Consider the following 18,818-nt stretch of genomic DNA (forward strand, 5'->3'; position numbering starts at 1 on the left):
CGCGCGCTCGATTCGGGCGCGCCCTGCTCTGCTGAACCTCTGCCCATGAACGCTTCCAGCCCTACCCACTCCCGCAAGGGCGTCTTCGCCGTGGTGCTCGGCAACGCCGTGGAGTTCTTCGACTTCGGCGTCTATGCCACCTTCGCCGTGCTCATCGGCCAGGTGTTCTTTCCCTCGCAGAATGCCTTCGCCAGCCTGATGGCCAGCGTCGTTACCTTCGGTGTCGGCTTCGTCGTCCGGCCACTGGGCGCCCTCTTCATCGGTGCCTGGGCCGACCGCGTCGGCCGCAAGCCAGCCATGCTGTTGACCATGGTGCTGATGGCCCTGGGCACCGGTGGCATCGCCATACTGCCCGGCTACGAACAGATCGGCATCGCCGCGCCCATCCTGCTGGTGGTGACGCGCCTGCTGCAGGGCCTGGCCTGGGGCGGCGAAGCCGGTCCCGCCACCACCTACATCCTCGAAGCGGCGCCGCTGCACAAGCGCGGCACCTACGCCTGCTGGCAGGTGGTGGCCCAGGGCCTGGCGGCGGTGGCGGCCGGACTGATCGGCTACGGCCTGACCCTCTGGCTGACACCGGAGCAACTGCTGGCCTGGGGCTGGCGTCTGCCCTTCCTGCTCGGCCTTGTGATCCTGCCCATCGGTCTCTATATCCGTCGCGGCCTGGTGGATACCCACGTCGGTGAAACCCGGGGCACCGGCGCGGTACTGGGCGACGTGCTGGCGACCCAGCGCCGCCCCCTGGTACTGGGCCTGCTGATCCTCTCCGGCAGCACCATCACCCAGTATTTCCTCAACTACATGACCACCTTCGCCCTGGTCGAACTCAAGCTGCCGGCCGACATCGCCATGCTCGCCACCCTGGTAACGGGCGCGGCCATGGCGGTCTGCTCGATCGTCGGTGGCGTGCTCAGTGATCGCTATGGCCGGCGCATCGTGCTGATCCTGCCGCGCCTGCTGCTACTGGTGCTGCTCTATCCGGCCCTGGAACTGATCGTCCGGGCCCCCGGAGCCGGCGTCTTCTTGCTGACCCTGGCGGTGCTCTCCGGCCTGCACGGCATGAGCGGCGCCGCGCTGATCGTGCTGCTGGTGGAAAGCTTTCCGCAGCGCGTGCGGGCCACCGGCTTTTCGCTGGTCTATGCGGTGGGCGTGGCAGCCTTCGGCGGCACCGCCCAGATCGTGGTGACCTGGCTGCTCGGTGCCACCGGGGATCGCATGGCACCGGGTGCCTACCTGCTGATCGCCAATCTGGTGTGCCTCGGCGCCGCCTGGTTCGCCGCCGAGACCTGCCCGAATCGTCAGCCGGCGGAGCGCTCCACGGCGTAACCCTCTGCGCGGCGGTGCTTGCGCTCCAGGCGGGTGTAGACGATGCCGGTGAGCAGCAGGCCGAACACCAGCACCCCCGCCAGCAGATAGAGTCCGGAAGCCAGGGTACCGGTCGCTGCCTTGAGCGCGCCTATGCCATAGGGACCTAGATAGCCGCCGAGGTTGCCCACCGAATTGATCAGGGCGATGCCGGCGGCGGCACTGGCCCCGGCGAAGAACCGTCCCGGCAGGGTCCAGAACAACGCCGTGAGGGAAAACAGGCAGAAGGCAACCACCGACAGCGCCGCGAGTTGCAACACGGCGGTGTCGAACCAGGCGCTACCGGCCATGGCCAGGGCGCCCACTGTATAGAGCACCGCCAGGTGCCCGTAGCGATCACCCAGCCGATCCGAACTGCGCGGCACGATGAGCAGGCCGAGGATGCCGAAGGCATAGGGAATGGCCGAAACGAAGCCGGTGGTGAGGTCGCTGCCGCCGAATTGGTGGATCAGCGTTGGTAGCCACAGCCCCAGGCCATAGATGCTCAGGGTCACCGGCAGATAGTAGAGCGCCAGGAGCAGCACCCGACGATCCTTGAGTGCCTGCAGCGGGTTGCCATGGCGGGTCTGGTCGAACAGGTGCAGGTCCTTTTCCAGCTCCGTGGCGAGCCAGCGCTTCTCCTCCGCATTCAGCCAGGCCACCTGCTGCGGACCGTCCGGCAGTCGGGTCAGGGTCGGCCAGGCGAGCAGTACCGCCGGCGCACCGATGCAGAGGAACAGCCACTGCCAGCCGTGCAGGCCGAGCGCGCCATCCAGTTGCAGCAACAGGCCTGACAACGGCCCGGTCACCAGCATGGCGATGGGCTGGGAAAGGATGAACAGGCCCATGATCTTGCCGCGATGCCGTACCGGGAACCACTGGGTGAGGTAGTAGAGCACCCCCGGGAAGAAGCCGGCCTCGGCCACCCCCAGCAAGAAGCGCATGACATAGAAGCTGGTGGGCCCCTGGACGAAGGCCATGCCCATGGTGATGGCACCCCAGGTCACCAGGATGCGAGCGAACCAGCGCCGCGCGCCGAAACGCTCCAGCAGCAGGTTGCTGGGCACTTCGAAGAGGAAGTAGCCGATGAAGAACAGTCCGGCACCGAGGCCATAGGCGGCGTCGCCGATACCGACGTCGGCCCCCATGTGCAGCTTGGCGAACCCCACCGCGGAGCGGTCGATGTAGGCCACGAGATAGAGCAGAACGAGGAAGGGAATTAGCTTCCGGGTGATCCGGCGGATGAGGACGGAATCAGGATGCATGGCGGTCTCCGATTGTTGTTTTTGTGCCATTTGAGCGCGAAGCATAAAAAGGTTGACATATTATCATTGAAACGACAATTAGCTAAAAAATGCCATTTATCGGCAAAATTTATCTATTTGGTATTATAAAAATAAAGACACGAAGTAGGAAATCCTACATCTTGCTTTCCGCTAATCCCCATTCCAGAGCCGTCGGGCCGTCTTCTACAACGGTTATTGCGCTGACAGTGTTACAATGATGGCACGACGAATCGGATGCCTTTCGATGAATTACCAGACCCCGTTGCCGCGAAAAAGCCGACACGCCCGTATCGTCAATGAACTCGGAACTCAGATCGTCTCAGGTCATTTTCGACCCGAGCAGCGTCTGCCGCCCGAGGCTCAATTGTGCGAAGACTACGATGTCAGTCGTCCAGTACTCCGAGAAGCAACCCGGGTGCTGGTCGCCAAGGGGCTGGTCCGCTCCAAGCCCAAAGTCGGTACCGTAGTGCGGCCACGCCGTGAGTGGCACCTGTTCGATCCCGATGTACTGCATTGGCTGCTACAGAGCGACTCGCGGCACGGCTTCTACGAAACCTTGATCAAGGTGCGGAATATCATCGAGCCAGAGGTGGCGGCCATGGCTGCGGCCAATGCCCTACCCGAGGATATAGCCGCGATCGAAGATGCCTACATTCGCATGGAGCAGGCAGAGGGCATCGCCGGCATGGCCGAGCCGGACATGGAATTCCATCTGTCCATCGCCAATGCCACCCACAACGAGCTGCTGATCCACCTCTACAGCATCATGCTGCTGCCGGTACGCGAGTATCTCGAACGCTCCTCGGCACTGTTCAACGGAGACGGCCTGGCACTACTGGTGTCTCGCCACAAGGCGATCCTGACCGCCATTCAGCATCGTGATCCGCTCAGTGCCAGGCATGCCGCCATTGCCCAGTTGTCTGGCGTCGATGACCTGGTGACGGAGTCCTTTCGGACCGAGCCCTTGTCCACCGCCGATGTTTCATATGATCATTGAGAGAAGAACCCACTAGTGGTACGACCTCATGTCCAGCAGCTACCATGCCTCGACCGTAGAACAGCTCGGCCAACGCCTCGCCGCTGGCCAGTTTCCTCCCGGAAGTGCGCTCAAGGTAGAGGCGGATCTCTGCCAGGAGCTGGGCGTTAGCCGCACCATCCTGCGCGAGGCGATCAAGACCCTGGCGGCCAAGGGCATGCTGGAAGTCGGGCCCAAGGTCGGCACTCGCGTGCTGCCGCTCAGTCGTTGGAATCTGTTCGATACCCAGGTGGTGGGCTGGTTGGCCATCGGCGGCCTGCCCGCCCACTTCGTCAAGGACCTGCTCGACCTGCGCCATGCCATCGAACCGGCGGCGGTGCGCTGGGCTTGCGAAAGAGCCACGCCCGAGCAGGTCCAGGCGATCCAGGTCGCCTATCAGCACCTGGAAGCTTCGCTCAACGGCGGTGACTACAATACCGCCGACCAGCGCTTCCACGAATGCGTCCTGGCTGCCAGCCATAATCAGTTCATCGAGCAGATGGTGCCCGCCCTGGGCGCGCTGCTGGCCGCCTCCTTCACCCTGTCGTCGGCCGATCCCGACGAATTGCGCCGCACCCTCCCCCTGCACAAGACCCTCGCCGACGGGATCGCTTCCCGCGATGCCGCGCGTGCCGTCTGGGCCTGCATGATGCTGATCGACAGTGCCGCCGTGACCCTGGCGCGCTACACCGACTGACATCCCGCCCGACGCAACCTCCCCGTTCGTTCAGGTTCCTATGCCTGGATTTTCCTGCACCGCCACAACAAGAGAGGTGAACGATGGACTGGCAGCCGCTGCTTCCCCAGCGCTTCAAATTGGCCGAGGGTCCCTTCTGGGATCAACAGACCAAGGCGCTCTACTGGGTGGACATCGCCGGTTTCAAGGCCTGCCGCCTGCACGGCGAGCATTATCAGGAATGGCAACTGGATCGCCCCTGCTCGGCCTTCGTGCCCACGGTGCGCGGCGATGCCCTGGTGACCCTGCCGGACGGCGTCTTCCGCCTGGATCTCGACTCGCCCGAGGACCGGCCGCGCCTGGAACTCTTCTGCGTCGCCGATCCCGATCCGGGCAACCGCGGCAACGAAGCCCGTTGCGACGCCCGTGGTCGTCTCTGGCTGGGCACCATGCAGAACAACCTCGACGCTAAGGGAGGCGACGTCCCCATCGAGCGGCATTCGGGCGGCCTGTTCCGCATCGATCCGGACGGCAGCGTCACCCGCCACGCCAGCAACCTCGGCATCGCCAATACCCTGGTCTGGAGCGCAGCGGAAAACCACGTCATCAGCGCCGATACGCTGAAGGACACCCTCTATCGCTACCCCCTGGATGCAGCCGGCAATCTGGGCGAACCCATCGCCTGGGCCGGCCCCCACGAACGCGGCTCGCCGGACGGCTCGGCCATCGACAGCGAAGGCTGCGTGTGGAACGCGCGCTGGGACGGCAATTGCCTGCTGCGCTTTTCGCCGGAGGGCGAGTTGCTGGAGATCGTCGAGCTGCCGGTCCAGCGACCCACCAGTTGCGTCTTCGGCGGCGCGGATCTGCGCACCCTGTTCGTCACCAGCGCTGCGGCCGATGGCGCTCTCGACGGCGCCGTCCTGATGGCCACCGCCCCGGTTTCCGGCATGCCCTGTCACCGTTTCGCCGGTTGATTCATCCTACCTCGTCCGGGGCAACCAACAGCCTCCCAGCCCCGGGCGCTTTGTAACAGCGCCGTGACAAAGGCGACGAAAAACTTCGTCACCTTTTTCTTGCGCCCGCCCTCATCCAATCATACTATCAATGAGCAGTGACACCGCTCCTTCTCCAGAGCGCGTGCCTGTCGCCTCGCATTGCCTGGCCACACCAATAAAAACAAGGAGTTCCAGCTATGTTCCGTGTCCCGGGAGTTCGTTCCCTGCTGCGTGCCGCCCTCACTGCCGGCGCTGTCAGCCTGTCGCTATCCGCCTTCGCTGCCGATCCGGTCAAGATCGGTTTCCTGGTCAAGCAACCCGAGGAACCCTGGTTTCAGACCGAGTGGGCCTTCGCCGAAAAAGCCGCCAAGGACAAGGGCTTCACCCTGCTCAAGATCGCCGTGCCCGACGGCGAGAAGACCCTCGCCGCCATCGACAGCCTGGCCGCCAATGGCGCCAAGGGCTTCGTCATCTGCCCGCCCGACGTCTCCCTCGGCCCAGCCATCGTCGCCAAGGCCAAGCGCGACGGCCTCAAGGTGATGGCGGTGGATGATCGCTTCGTCGACGCCGACGGCAAGTTCATGGAAGACGTGCCCTACCTGGGCATGGCCGCCTTCGAGGTCGGCCAGCAGCAGGGCGCGGCCATGGCGGCGGAAGCCAAGAAGCGTGGCTGGAAATGGGATGACACCTATGCGGTGATCAACACCTACAACGAACTGGACACCGGCAAGAAACGCACCGATGGTTCGGTGGATGCCCTGGAGAAGGCCGGCCTGCCCGCCGACCACATCATCTACGCCCCGCAGAAGACCCTGGACGTGCCCGGTAGCATGGACGCCACCAACTCGGCGCTGGTCAAGCTGCCGTCCAATGCCAAGCACCTGATCATCGGTGGCATGAACGACAACACCGTGCTCGGCGGCGTGCGCGCCACCGAGAGCGCCGGCTTCCCGGCTAGCCAGGTGATCGGCATCGGCATCAACGGCACCGACGCCATCGACGAACTGAAGAAACCCGACAGCGGCTTCTTCGGCTCCATGCTGCCCAGCCCCCACGAAGAGGGCTACCAGACCGCCAGCATGATGTACGACTGGGTCACTACCGGTAAGGAACCGCCCAAGTACACCGCCATGGACAAGGTCACCCTCATCACCCGCGCCAACTTCAAGCAAGAGCTGGAGAAGATCGGCCTCTGGAAGTGATGACCCCGGCGGCGCCCACGCGGGCGCCGCTGCCCTCTTTAATTCTGGAGCCTTTTTACGATCTAGCGAGCTAGCGACAAACAAGGCGAAAAGACTTGAGGAAGCGCAGTTTACGAATAGTAAATGAGCATTCCGACGGGGCTGGCCCTCCAGAGTCTTTTCAACGCAGTTTGGCCGACGCGCAGCAGATCGTTAAAAGGTTGTGACAGGAGTGGCCCCATGGCAGCTTTGGAACAAACCGCCGCGCGCGGCGCCGACAGCCTCGGCTTCGTCGGCATCGGCAAGACCTTTCCCGGCGTCAAGGCGCTCGCCGACATCTCCTTCAACGTCCGCCCCGGCTCGGTGCATGCCCTCATGGGCGAGAACGGCGCCGGCAAGTCGACCCTGCTGAAGATCCTCAGCGGCTACCACGCCCCCAGCAGCGGCCATCTCATCATCGACGGCCAGGAGCTGGTGTTCAAGAGCACCGCCGAAGCCATCCGCGCCGGCGTCGCCGTGATCCAGCAGGAACTGCAGCTGGTGCCGGAGATGACCGTCGCCGAAAATCTCTTTCTCGGCCACCTGCCGGCGCGCTACGGCGTGGTCAATCGCGGTCACCTGCGCCGCCAGGCATTGGAGCTGCTCAAGGGCCTGGCCGACGAGATCGACCCCCATACCAAGGTCGGGCGCCTGTCGCTCGGCCAGCGCCAACTGGTGGAGATCGCCAAGGCCCTCTCCCGCGGCGCTCGCGTCATCGCCTTCGACGAACCCACCAGCTCCCTCTCCGCCCGTGAGACCGATCGGCTGATGACCATCATCGCCCGGCTGCGCGACGAAGGCCGGGTGGTGCTCTATGTGTCCCACCGCATGGAGGAAGTCTTCCGTATCTGCGACGCGGTGACGGTGTTCAAGGATGGCCGCCATGTGCGCACCATCGACCGCCTGACCGACATCACCCCCGAAGGGCTGATCAGCCTGATGGTGGGCCGTGACCTGGCCGACATCTATGACTATCGCCCGCGCGAGATCGGCGGCGGCTGCCTCAAGGTCGAGGGCCTGCTCGGCCCGGGCCTGCAGCAACCGGTGAGCTTCGAGGTCTGCCAGGGCGAGATCCTCGGCCTGTTCGGCCTGGTCGGCGCCGGCCGCACCGAGTTGCTGCGCCTGTTGGCCGGGCTGGACAAGCACAAGGCCGGCAGCCTGAGCCTCAAGGGCGCGCCGGTCAGCTTGAAATCCCCACGCGACGCCATCGCCGCCGGCATCCTGCTCTGCCCGGAAGACCGCAAGAAGGAAGGCATCGTGCCCCTGGCCAGCGTGGCCGAGAACATCAACATCAGCGCCCGCGCCCAGCATGCCAGCCTCGGCTGCCTGATCCAGGGCCGCTGGGAAAAGGCCAATGCCGAGAAGCAGATCCGCGCGCTCAACGTGAAGACGCCCCACGCCGGGCAACGGATCAAGAATCTCTCCGGCGGCAACCAGCAGAAGGCCATCCTCGGTCGCTGGCTGTCGATGCCCATGCAGGTCCTGCTGCTCGACGAGCCCACCCGCGGCATCGACGTCGGTGCCAAGTCGGAGATCTATTCGATCATCCACGACCTGGCCGCCCGTGGCATCGCCGTGGTGGTGGTCTCCAGCGACCTGATGGAAGTCATGGGCGTGGCCGATCGCATCCTGGTGATGAGCGAAGGCGCCCTGACCGGCGAGGTGGCCCGCGCCGATTTCAACGACGAGCGGCTGCTGCAGCTCGCCCTGCCCCGTACCCGTGCGTAAATAAAAAGAGTGCATTCATGGTCGAGCGAGCTAGAGACAAACAAGGCGAAAAGACCTGAGGAAGCGGAGTTTACAAAGTGTAAATGAGCATTCCGAAGGTCTTTTCAACGCAGTGTGGCCGACGCGCAGCCGATCATGAATGCGCTCGAGAAAACAATAAAGAGGTCCCGTCTATGTCCGCCCAACCCCACAGCCTGACCCCGCCGCGTCGCGGCTTCGACATGCGCCGCTTCCTCGACGACTGGGCCATGATGCTGGCCGCCGTCGCCCTGTTCCTGCTCTGCGCGCTGTTTGTGCAGAACTTCCTCTCGCCGCTGAACATCCGCGGCCTGGGGCTGGCGATCTCCACCGTCGGCATCGCCGCCTGCACCATGCTGTTCTGCCTGGCCTCCGGTCACTTCGACCTCTCGGTGGGTTCGGTCATCGCCTGTGCCGGCGTGGTAGCGGCGGTGGTGATGCGCGATTTCCACAGCGTCTTCCTCGGCGTGGCCGCCGCCCTGGCGCTGGGCCTGGTGGTGGGCCTGATCAACGGCCTGGTGATCGCCAAGCTCAAGATCAACGCCCTGATCACGACGCTTGCGACCATGCAGATCGTGCGCGGCCTGGGCTACATCTTCTCCAACGGCAAGGCCGTGGGCGTGTCCCAGGAGCAGTTCTTCGTGTTCGGCAATGGCCAGCTGTTCGGCCTGCCGGTGCCCATCGTCATCACCCTGCTGTGCATCCTGTTCTTCGGCTGGCTGCTCAACTACACCACCTTCGGCCGCAACACCATGGCCATCGGCGGCAACGAGGAAGCGGCGCTGCTGGCCGGCGTCCACGTCGACCGCACCAAGATCATCATCTTCGCCATGCACGGGGTGATCGGCGCCCTGGCCGGTGTGGTACTGGCCTCGCGCATGACTTCCGGCCAGCCGATGATCGGCCAGGGCTTCGAACTCACGGTGATCTCCGCCTGCGTGCTGGGCGGGGTTTCCCTGGCCGGCGGCATCGGCATGATCCGCCACGTGATCGCCGGCGTGCTGATCCTGGCGATCATCGAGAACGCCATGAATCTAAAGAACATCGACACCTTCTACCAGTACGTCATCCGCGGAACCATCCTGCTGCTGGCGGTGGTCATCGACCGCTTCAAGCAGCGCTAAACCCAGACTCTGCCCTCCCCCGCGGCGCCACGGGCGCCGTGCCGGGGACCGCTTTGCCCGTGAAATGCCCGAGGACAAAACAATGACCACGCCCAAACGCCCGCTGCGCTCCGCCCAATGGTTCGGCAGCAACGACAAGAACGGCTTCATGTACCGGAGCTGGATGAAGAACCAGGGCATCCCGGATCACGAGTTCCAGGGCAAGCCCGTCATCGGCATCTGCAACACCTGGTCCGAGCTGACCCCCTGCAACGCCCACTTCCGCAAGATCGCCGAGCACGTCAAGCGCGGCGTCTACGAAGCCGGCGGCTTCCCGGTGGAATTCCCGGTGTTCTCCAATGGCGAGTCCAACCTGAGACCCACCGCCATGCTGACCCGCAACCTGGCCAGCATGGACGTGGAAGAAGCCATCCGCGGCAACCCGGTGGACGCCGTGGTGCTGCTCACCGGCTGCGACAAGACTACCCCGGCGCTGCTGATGGGTGCCGCCAGCTGCGACGTGCCGGCCATCGTCGTCACCGGCGGCCCCATGCTCAACGGCAAGCACCATGGCCGCGACATCGGTGCCGGCACCATCGTCTGGCAGATGCACGAGGCCTATAAAGCCGGCGCCATCGACCTCAACGAATTCCTTTCCGCCGAAGCCGGGATGTCGCGCTCGGCCGGCACCTGCAACACCATGGGTACCGCCTCCACCATGGCCTGCATGGCCGAAGCCCTGGGCACCTCGCTGCCGCACAACGCCGCCATTCCGGCGGTGGATTCGCGCCGCTACGTGCTGGCACACCTCTCCGGCATGCGTATCGTCGAGATGGTGGAAGAAGACCTGCGGCTGTCGAAGATCCTCACCAAGGAGGCCTTCGAGAACGCCATCCGCGTCAACGCCGCCATCGGCGGGTCAACCAACGCGGTGATCCACCTCAAGGCCATCGCCGGCCGCATCGGCGTGGAGCTGGACCTGGACGACTGGACCCGTGTCGGTCGCGGCACCCCCACCATCGTCGACCTGCAACCGTCCGGGCGCTTCCTGATGGAGGAGTTCTACTATTCCGGCGGCCTGCCAGCGGTGATCCGTCGCCTGGGCGAAGCCAACCTGCTGCCCAATCCCGAAGCCCTGACCGCCAACGGCAAGAGCCTCTGGGCCAACTGCGCCGAGGCGCCCATCTACGGTCAGGACGAGGTCATCCGCGCACTGGACAACCCCCTGCGCGCCGACGGCGGCATCTGCGTGCTGCGCGGCAACCTGGCGCCCAAGGGCGCGGTGCTCAAGCCCTCCGCCGCGACCCCTGAACTGATGCAACACCGCGGCCGCGCCGTGGTGTTCGAGAACCTGGAAGACTACAAGGCGCGCATCGTCGACCCGGATCTGGATATCGACGAAACCTGCGTGATGGTGCTGAAGAACTGCGGACCCAAGGGTTATCCGGGCATGGCCGAGGTGGGCAACATGGGCCTGCCGCCCAAGCTGCTGGCCAAGGGCATCACCGACATGGTGCGCATCTCCGACGCCCGCATGAGCGGCACCGCCTACGGCACCGTGGTGCTGCACGTGGCGCCCGAAGCCTCGGCCGGCGGCCCGCTGGCAGTGGTGCGCGAAGGCGACATGATCGAGCTGGACTGCGCCTCCGGCCGCCTGCACCTGGACATCCCCGACGAGGAACTGGCCGCGCGCCTGGCCGATTGGCAACCGCCGGCGGAACAGCTGCTGGCCGGCGGCTATCGCCGCCTCTACGTCAACCACGTCCTCCAGGCCGACGAAGGCTGCGACTTCGACTTCCTGGTCGGCTGCCGTGGCGCGGAGGTACCCCGCCACTCGCATTGATCGGCTTCTACCCCCTCTCCCTCAGGGAGAGGGTTGGGGTGAGGGGGCTTTACCGCCCCTCCTCCGGTTCCCGGGTCGCCTGACCCACCCCTGCACAACAACAAACCGAAAAGGTGGTCGAGATGAAACGCACGTTAGCCCTCACTGGACTAGGACTGTCACTCATGATCAGCACCCTCACCGCCCAGGCGGCCGGCCTCACCAGTCAGCAGTCGAGCTTTGGCAAGCTGCCCGACGGCACGCCCATCGAGAAGTTCGTCCTGACCAACAGCCACGGCATGCAGGCCACCGTCATCACCTACGGTGGCGTGCTGCAGGCGCTCAAGGTGCCGGACCGCAAGGGCCACAGCGAAGACGTGGTGCTGGGCTTCGATGACGTCCAGGGCTATCTCGACAACCCCACGGTATTCTTCGGCGCCACCATCGGCCGCTTCGGCAACCGCATCGCCGATGGTCGCTTCAGCCTCGACGGCAAGAGCTACCAGATCCCGCAGAACGACAAGACCAACGCCCTGCACGGCGGCCCCCAGGGCTTCAACACCAAGGTGTGGAAGGCCGAGCCGGCCAAGGGTGACGGCTGGGTCGGCGTGACCCTGAGCTACGTCTCTCCCGATGGCGAGATGGGCTTTCCCGGCACCCTCACCACCCAGGTCACCTATCAGCTGGACGAACACAACCAACTGACCCTCAAGTACCGCGCCACCACCGACAAGCCGACGGTGCTCAACCTGACCAACCACAGCTACTTCAACCTGGCCGGCGCCGGCAGTGGCAACGTGCTCAAGCAGGTGGCGATGCTCAACGCCGACAAGTACACCCCGGTGACCGCCAAGCTGATCCCCACCGGCGAACTGCCCCCGGTAGCCGGCACCCCGCTGGACTTCCGCAAGCCGGTGGCCATCGGCAAGCACATCCATGACGACAACCAGCAGCTGAAATACGCCGAACCCAAGCAGGGTGGCTATGACTTCAACTGGGTACTCAACACCAATGGCGACCTGGAGAAGGCCGCCGCCGTGGTGACCGATCCGGCCTCGGGACGCACCCTCACCCTCTACACCACCGAGCCCGGTGTGCAGTTCTACACGGGCAACTTCTTGGAAGGAAATATCAAGGGCAAGGGCGGTAAGACCTACGACCACTGGGGCGCTTTCACCCTGGAAACCCAGCATTACCCGGACGCGCCCAACCAGCCGAACTTCCCCACCACCCGCCTGGACCCCGGCCAGACCTACACCCAGACGACGATCTTCAAGTTCGCCGCCAAGTAAGGTTGTTTTTGGTGTAAGCAAGGCCGCCCTCAGGAGCGGCCTTTTCTTTGGTGATCCCCTCACCCCAGCCCTCTCCCGGAGGGAGAGGGGGCAAGAGCGGAGCGCCTCTCGCCTCCGCGCCCCGTAGCGTGGAAAACGGCGCAGCCTTTTCCACTTGCACTCGCCTTTGCCACTCAACATCCATCCAGGCCACCATCCCCTTCCACCGCCCAATAAAAAACCCGGCGTCTCGCGACGCCGGGTTTGTTACCACCTCAAAGCACTACGATCAGATCGCGGCCTTGGTGTTCTCGCCGTTCACCAGGCGCTGGATACCCAACGGGTTGGCGTTCTGCAGGGCTTCCGGCAGGAAGGCATCCGGGTAGTTCTGGTAGCACACCGGGCGCAGGAAGCGATCGATGGCCAGGGTGCCGACCGAGGTGCCACGGGCATCGGAGGTCGCAGGGTAAGGACCGCCATGGACCATGGCATCGCAGACTTCCACACCAGTCGGATAACCGTTAAGCAGCAGGCGCCCGGCTTTCTGCTCCAGCAGGCCGATGATGGCCTCGAAGCGTTGCAGATCGGCCGGCTCAGCCAGCAGCGTGGCGGTCAGCTGGCCATGCAGGCCTTGCAGCGCCTGGTGCAGCTCGGCTTCGTCGGCCACCTCGACCACCACGGTGGTCGGGCCGAAGACTTCTTCCTGCAACAGTTCGTCGCTTTCCAGCAGCAGGCTCACATCAGCCTTGAACAGCTGTGGACGCGCCTGGTTGCCTTCCTGGTTGGCGCCTGCCAGGTGCTGCACCCCGGAATGGGCCAGCAGCGCGGCGACGCCCTTTTCGTAGCTCTTCAGGGTGCCGGGGTTGAGCATGGTCTGGGGACCCTGCTCGTTCATGGCCCCGGCCAGGTGCTCGAGGAAGCTGCTGAACTCCGGCGAACGCACGCCGATGACCAGGCCCGGATTGGTGCAGAACTGACCACAGCCCAGCACCACGGACGCGGTGAGCTCGGTGGCGATGGTCTCACCACGCGCCTTGAGCGCCTCGGGTAGGACCACCACCGGGTTGATGCTGGACATCTCGGCGAATACCGGGATGGGCTGCGGACGGGCCGCGGCCATGTCGCACAGGGCGCGACCGCCACGCAGGGAACCGGTGAAGCCCACCGCCTGGATGGCCGGGTGCTTGACCAGCTGCTCGCCCACGCCACCGCCATAGATCATGTTGAACACGCCCTTGGGCATGCCAGTCTTCTCGGCGGCGCGAATCACCGCGTCGGCCACGTATTCGGCGGTGACCATGTGCCCACTGTGGGCCTTGAACACCACCGGACAACCAGCGGCCAGGGCCGCGGCGGTGTCGCCACCGGCGGTGGAGAAGGCCAGCGGGAAGTTGCTGGCGCCGAACACGGCCACCGGGCCCAGACCGATGCGGTACTGACGCAGGTCAGGGCGCGGCAGCGGCTTGCGGTCAGGCAGCGCGGTATCGATGCGCGCACCATGGAAGTCACCGCGGCGCAGCACCTTGGCGAACAGGCGCATCTGGCCGCTGGTACGGCCGCGCTCGCCCTGGATACGCCCGGCCGGCAACGCGGTTTCCTGGCAGACCAGTTGGACGAAATCATCGCCCAGGGCGTCCAGCTCATCGGCGATGGCCTCGAGGAAGGTGGCGCGTTTTTCGGCGCTCAGCTTGCGATACAGCGGCGCCGCCTGCTCGGCAGCACGAGCGGCGGCATCAACCTCGGCTGGCGAAGCCTGGAAGAATTCGTAGGGCAGCTTTTCGCCCGTGCTGGCGTCGATGCTGTAGACCCGCACCTCGCCTTCGCCACTGCGCGCGCCACCGATGTAGTTCTTACCTTGGATCTGCATTGTTCTCGACTCCTTATACCTAGGGGTTCATGCAAAAACCGCCCGTAGGAGGTCTTCGACAGGCCGCGGCGATCAATGTCCGATCACCGCGATCCGAGTGTTCGCTACCGACTCTAGCACTGGCTTAGTCAGCAGTCATCATACAACTATCAGAGCTGGCGGACCTGCCCGGGTTGGAAGGCCGCCGTGCCGGCCTTGACGCCATTGCTCAGGGGCTCACCGAATTCCGGCACCGCGATCTCGAAGCGATCGCCCGGCTCGACGCGGATACCGTCGGCGAAAGACAGCGTCGCCGTGCCGAAGAAATGCACATGGACATCGCCCGGCCTGAGGAACTGCGCATACTTGAAGTGGTGATACTCCAGATTCTCCAGGCTGTGGCACATGTTGTCTTCGCCGGAGAGGAATTCCTTCTCCCAGACCACCTGCTCACCGCGGCGGATACGGCTGGTACCTACCAGATGGCGCGGCAGTTCACCGGTACGCAAGGCCGGCCCGAAGCTGCAATAGCGCAGTTTGGAATGGGCCAGGTAGAGATAGTTCTTACGCTCCATCACGTGGTCGGAGAATTCGTTGCCCACCGCATAACCCAGGCGATAGGGCTTGCCGTCGTCACCGATCACGTAGAGACCGGTCAACTCCGGCTCTTCGCCGGCATCCTCGGCGAATTCCGGCAGCGGAATGTCGCCACCGGGGCGGACCAGGATGCCGCCATCGCCTTTGTAGAACCATTCCGGCTGGGCCCCGGCAGTACCGGCTACCGGACGACCGCCCTCCACGCCCCATTTGAACATGCGCATGGAGTCAGTCAGCTTGGCCTCTTCCTGGCTGTTCTGCTGGTGCATCTTGTCGCGGGTGGCGGCGCTGCCCAGGTGGGTCAGACCGGTCCCGGTGACCAGGCAGTGCGCCGGGTCTTCATGGTCCAGCGGCGGCAACAGGCGGCCACTGGACAGCAGCTCCGTATAGGCCGGCCCGGGTTCCAGGCCCAGGCTCTGCACCTGAGACTCCAACGAGATACCGGCGCGGATGGCGTCGAGCGCCAGGGCGCGAGTACTGGTCGCCCCCTTGACCTGTTGGACCTCGCCACGTTCGACCACTCCTACCCGGCGCTGGCCCTGTTGGTCTTCGAACTGAATCAGGTGCATGGCATTCTCCTTGTTAGTTATCGCCTGGACCGGACTTTACTCGGCGCTACGGGCGCTGCCTAATGAGAGCTCCCTATACCGCAATAACCAATGGTTATTCCCATGCTGCCATCCCTGGGCTCCATCGCCTCCCGCCTACGCCTGCGTCAGCTGCGCCTGCTGATCGCCCTCGACGAGGAAGGCTCGCTGCACAAGGCCGCCGAGCGCATCGCCATTTCGCAGCCCGGTGCCACCAAGGCGCTGCACGAGATCGAGAGCACCTTGGGCACCACGCTCTTCCTGCGCACCCACCAGGGCCTGCAACCCAACGACCTGGGCCGTTGCGTGATCCGCTATGCGCGGCTGATCGAAAGCGATCTCGCCCATCTGCGCGAAGAGATGCTCGGCATCCTCCAGGGCGAAGGCGGTCGCCTGGCGGTGGGGGTGATCATGGGCGCCGTGCCCCGGCTGATCGCCGCGGTGTCGCGCCTGGGTGCGGCGCAGCCCCAGTTGGGGATCGAGATCATCGAGGACACCAGCGTGCGCCTGCTCGACCTGCTCGACGCCGGTCGCATCGAACTGGCCATCTGCCGCAGCAGCGTCAGCCGCCGGCCGGATGCCTACCACTGCCTGGAGATACGCGAGGAGCGCCTGGAGATCGTTTGCCATCCGCAGCATCCCTTAGCCCAGGCACCGATGGTGACCCTGGCCGACCTGGTCGACAGCCGCTGGATCGTCTATCCGGCCAACCTGCCCATGCGCCTGACCCTGGAGCGGGAATTCCGCGCGGCAGAGTTGGAGTTTCCGCGCTATCCGGTGGAAACCTCCTCGACCTTCACCCTGCTCGGGCTGCTGCAGGAAGAGGCCAACCAGGTCGCCATGCTGCCCAGCGATATCGCCCAGTTCGGCGAGCGCCATGGTCTGCTCAGGCGCCTGCCAGTGGCGCAACGGACGCGCAACGAACCCTATTCGCTGCTGGTGCGCCAGGGCACGGGGCTATCGGCAGCGGCGCAGTTGTTGTTGGAGCAGTGGCGGATGGAAGGGTGACCAAGGCATCGCCATGGGCGCGATAAGCCGTAGGTTGGGCTGAGACGGCTCCATCGTCGAAGCCCAACAGCGCCAGCACCGAGACAAGATTCGTTGGGCTTCGCTGCGCTCAACCCAACCTACGGCAGCCAGCAGGAACGGCAGCATCGGCGGATCGCCATGGCCGCGATAGCGTCAGCCGAAGAACACCTCAATACGTCGGCAACGTCACCCCATGGAACAGCGTCTCCAGCTCCTGGCGTGACGGCGTCTGCATGGCTTCGGTGAGCACATCCCGGGTCAGGTGCGGCGCGAAGCGGCCGATGAAGTCGCACATGAAGCCGCGCAGGAAGGTGCCGCGGCGCAGGCCGATCTTGGTCACGCTGGCTTCGAACAGGTGGCTGGCGTCCAGGCAGACCAGGTCGGCATCGGCCTTGTGATCCACCGCCATGTCGGCCACGATCCCCACGCCTAGCCCCAGGCGTACATAGGTCTTGATCACGTCGGCATCCGCGGCGGTCAGTACCACGTTGGGCTCCAGTCCTTGGCGGGCAAAGGCCTCGTCGAGCTTGGAACGGCCGGTGAAGCCGAAGACGTAGGTCACCAGCGGTTGCTCCGCCAATTGCTCCAGGGTGAGATTCTCGACCTTCGCCAAGGGATGCCCCTGGGGCACGATGACGCAACGGTTCCAGCGATAGCAGGGCATCATCACCAGGTCGTTGAAGCGCTCCAGGCCTTCGGTGGCGATGGCGAAGTCGACGGTGCCATCGGCCGCCATCTCGGCGATCTGGGTCGGCGAGCCCTGGTGCATGTGCAGCGCCACGTCCGGATACTGCTTGATGAATTCGCTGATCACGTCCGGCAGGGCGTAACGCGCCTGGGTGTGGGTGGTGGCGATGGACAGGGTGCCCTTGCGCTCGTTGGAAAACTCCTGGGCGATCTGCTTGATGCTCTCGCACTTGCGCAGGATCTCGCCAGCGGTCTGGATGATCCGCTCACCCGCGGGCGTCACCCGCGTCAGGTGCTTGCCGCTGCGAGCGAAGACCTCGACGCCCAGCTCGTCCTCGAGCAGGCGGATCTGCTTGCTGATGCCAGGCTGCGAGGTATAGAGACTCTGGGCGGTGGCGGACACGTTCAGATCGTGGTGGGCGACTTCCCAGATGTACCGCAACTGTTGCAGCTTCATGCCTGCTCCTCGCTAGCCCGTGCGCAAGCATATAACAGTAATGCAGCCCTTCAGGTTTTTCTAGACCGAAATCGAATTAAGTCGCGGATAGGCATGGCCCACCGCTCAGCCCTGACGCAGCGGCACCAGATAGATCGGGATGGGCGCGGTCTCCAGCAGACGGCTGGCAGTGCGCCCCAGGGGTGAAGCCTGGGCATCGCCCTGGCTGCGGCTGCCGATCACCAGCAGGTCCGCCGCGAATTCCTCGGCCTGCTTGAGGATCACCGGCGGCGGATCGCCCTGCAGGACCCGTACCGCCCGCACCAGGCCCACGGTCGCCGGGGTTTCCAGCAATTCCTCGCGCAGGGATTCGAAGACCTGTTGCTCGATGGTCTCGAGCACCTGATCCAGTCCACCATTGCGCAGGCGGTCCAGGGATTCGCCATCGAGGTGCTGTTGCAACAGGGTGGAAGCCAGCAGACCGAGCGGCTCGACGACGTGGACGACATACAGCCGCGCCTGGTGGATGCGCGCCAGATTCAGGGCATGCTGGAAGACGTAGGATGAACACAGGCCCAGGTCAGTGGCGTAGAGCAAGGAACGGATCACAACTCCTCCTGGCCAGATCACCCGATCTGGCCGGTGTGCCGCGGGATAGCTCTTTCAGCGTAGCAGCGGATTGCCAGTTTCGCCGCGAGCCGCGTCCTAGGGCAGTTCCTCGGACTCGCGTTCCTGCGCATCCAGGATCGCCGCCGCCAGCGGTGCCTCCCGCAGCGGCGCGTGCACGGCGCCGAAGAACTCCCCATCGCGCACCAGGAACAGCGCGGGCAGGTGGAAGACGCCATAACGCTGTACCAGGCCGCCGCTGCGCTCGGCATCCACCCAGTACAGCCGGTCCACGGGTAGCAATGCCTTGGGCAGTACCTCACGGGCCAGGCGGCAGGTGCTGCAGCCGGCACTGGTGAAGATCAGCAGCGAACGTCCCGCCGCCGCTAGCAGCACGGCATCCGCCGTCCCATCGTCCAATTCCATCCGTCCCTCGTCTCGATCATCGGCAAAGAGCGCCATCCGGGTCGCCAATAGCGTCGCGGCCATTGTGAGCGGGCGGTACACGCGCTAAGGTGCCCCACCCTCTCCACCGTATTTTGCCTGCACGGG

The 18,818-nt window shown here is 64.8% G+C and carries 16 protein-coding genes; 10 read left to right on the top strand and 6 right to left on the bottom strand.

What is annotated here, in order from left to right; genetic code table 11:
- Window positions 1-45: 45 nt before the first annotated feature.
- Window positions 46-1,326: an MFS transporter gene (locus tag FAZ11_RS05165; protein ID WP_058773598.1), complete on the top strand. Its 1,281-nt coding sequence runs from the start codon at window positions 46-48 to the stop codon at window positions 1,324-1,326.
- On the opposite strand, the gene FAZ11_RS05170 is transcribed toward FAZ11_RS05165, so the two are convergent.
- Window positions 1,299-2,609, bottom strand: coding sequence for an MFS transporter (locus tag FAZ11_RS05170; RefSeq protein WP_058768562.1), 1,311 nt, complete (start codon window positions 2,607-2,609; stop codon window positions 1,299-1,301). The genes FAZ11_RS05165 and FAZ11_RS05170 overlap by 28 nt on opposite strands.
- Window positions 2,610-2,874: 265 nt before the next feature.
- Here FAZ11_RS05170 and FAZ11_RS05175 point away from each other — a divergent pair, with 265 nt between their 5' ends.
- The 8 genes from FAZ11_RS05175 to FAZ11_RS05210 all read left to right on the top strand — a co-directional run bounded on the left by FAZ11_RS05175 (window position 2,875) and on the right by FAZ11_RS05210 (window position 12,499).
- On the top strand, window positions 2,875-3,627 hold the full coding sequence (locus FAZ11_RS05175; RefSeq protein ID WP_058764502.1) for a FadR/GntR family transcriptional regulator: 753 nt from the start codon (window positions 2,875-2,877) through the stop codon (window positions 3,625-3,627).
- Window positions 3,628-3,655: 28 nt separating this feature from the next.
- Window positions 3,656-4,342 (top strand): FadR/GntR family transcriptional regulator, encoded by a 687-nt coding sequence (locus FAZ11_RS05180; protein WP_058764505.1) that lies wholly within the window; start codon window positions 3,656-3,658, stop codon window positions 4,340-4,342.
- A gap of 83 nt (window positions 4,343-4,425) precedes the next feature.
- Entirely contained in the window at window positions 4,426-5,295 is an 870-nt protein-coding gene (locus FAZ11_RS05185; RefSeq protein ID WP_058773597.1) for an SMP-30/gluconolactonase/LRE family protein, read from the top strand.
- Between the two features lie 218 nt (window positions 5,296-5,513).
- The gene (locus tag FAZ11_RS05190) at window positions 5,514-6,518 is read left to right on the top strand and encodes a substrate-binding domain-containing protein (RefSeq protein ID WP_058773596.1); all 1,005 of its coding nucleotides are present in this window, start codon (window positions 5,514-5,516) and stop codon (window positions 6,516-6,518) included.
- Between the two features lie 219 nt (window positions 6,519-6,737).
- Window positions 6,738-8,264, top strand: coding sequence for an L-arabinose ABC transporter ATP-binding protein AraG (araG, locus tag FAZ11_RS05195; protein WP_058773595.1), 1,527 nt, complete (start codon window positions 6,738-6,740; stop codon window positions 8,262-8,264).
- 173 nt (window positions 8,265-8,437) lie between these two features.
- Window positions 8,438-9,406, top strand: coding sequence for an L-arabinose ABC transporter permease AraH (gene araH / locus FAZ11_RS05200; RefSeq protein ID WP_058764513.1), 969 nt, complete (start codon window positions 8,438-8,440; stop codon window positions 9,404-9,406).
- A gap of 82 nt (window positions 9,407-9,488) precedes the next feature.
- Window positions 9,489-11,228 (top strand): IlvD/Edd family dehydratase, encoded by a 1,740-nt coding sequence (locus FAZ11_RS05205; RefSeq protein WP_058764515.1) that lies wholly within the window; start codon window positions 9,489-9,491, stop codon window positions 11,226-11,228.
- Between the two features lie 122 nt (window positions 11,229-11,350).
- Window positions 11,351-12,499 carry an aldose epimerase family protein gene (locus FAZ11_RS05210; RefSeq protein ID WP_058773594.1) on the top strand — a complete coding sequence of 383 codons (1,149 nt, stop codon included), beginning with the start codon at window positions 11,351-11,353 and terminating at the stop codon, window positions 12,497-12,499.
- A 268-nt stretch (window positions 12,500-12,767) separates the two neighbouring features.
- Here FAZ11_RS05210 and FAZ11_RS05215 read toward each other — a convergent pair whose 3' ends face one another.
- Complete coding sequence (locus FAZ11_RS05215; RefSeq protein ID WP_058773593.1) at window positions 12,768-14,345, bottom strand: aldehyde dehydrogenase (NADP(+)); 1,578 nt, start codon at window positions 14,343-14,345, stop codon at window positions 12,768-12,770.
- Window positions 14,346-14,494: 149 nt separating this feature from the next.
- The gene (gene araD1 / locus FAZ11_RS05220; protein ID WP_058773592.1) at window positions 14,495-15,490 is read right to left on the bottom strand and encodes an AraD1 family protein; all 996 of its coding nucleotides are present in this window, start codon (window positions 15,488-15,490) and stop codon (window positions 14,495-14,497) included.
- Window positions 15,491-15,592: 102 nt separating this feature from the next.
- Here araD1 and FAZ11_RS05225 point away from each other — a divergent pair, with 102 nt between their 5' ends.
- A complete protein-coding gene (locus tag FAZ11_RS05225; protein WP_058773591.1) occupies window positions 15,593-16,516 on the top strand; it encodes a LysR family transcriptional regulator in 924 nt (307 codons plus the stop codon).
- A gap of 190 nt (window positions 16,517-16,706) precedes the next feature.
- Here FAZ11_RS05225 and cysB read toward each other — a convergent pair whose 3' ends face one another.
- The 3 genes from cysB to FAZ11_RS05240 form a co-directional block, all read right to left on the bottom strand.
- Entirely contained in the window at window positions 16,707-17,681 is a 975-nt protein-coding gene (cysB, locus tag FAZ11_RS05230) for an HTH-type transcriptional regulator CysB (protein ID WP_058764526.1), read from the bottom strand.
- Between the two features lie 105 nt (window positions 17,682-17,786).
- Window positions 17,787-18,269 (bottom strand): universal stress protein, encoded by a 483-nt coding sequence (locus FAZ11_RS05235; protein WP_058764528.1) that lies wholly within the window; start codon window positions 18,267-18,269, stop codon window positions 17,787-17,789.
- A gap of 96 nt (window positions 18,270-18,365) precedes the next feature.
- Window positions 18,366-18,692: a thioredoxin family protein gene (locus FAZ11_RS05240; protein ID WP_058773590.1), complete on the bottom strand. Its 327-nt coding sequence runs from the start codon at window positions 18,690-18,692 to the stop codon at window positions 18,366-18,368.
- Window positions 18,693-18,818: the final 126 nt, after the last annotated feature.

Source organism: Pseudomonas rhizoryzae, from assembly GCF_005250615.1.
GTDB lineage: Bacteria > Pseudomonadota > Gammaproteobacteria > Pseudomonadales > Pseudomonadaceae > Chryseomonas > Chryseomonas rhizoryzae.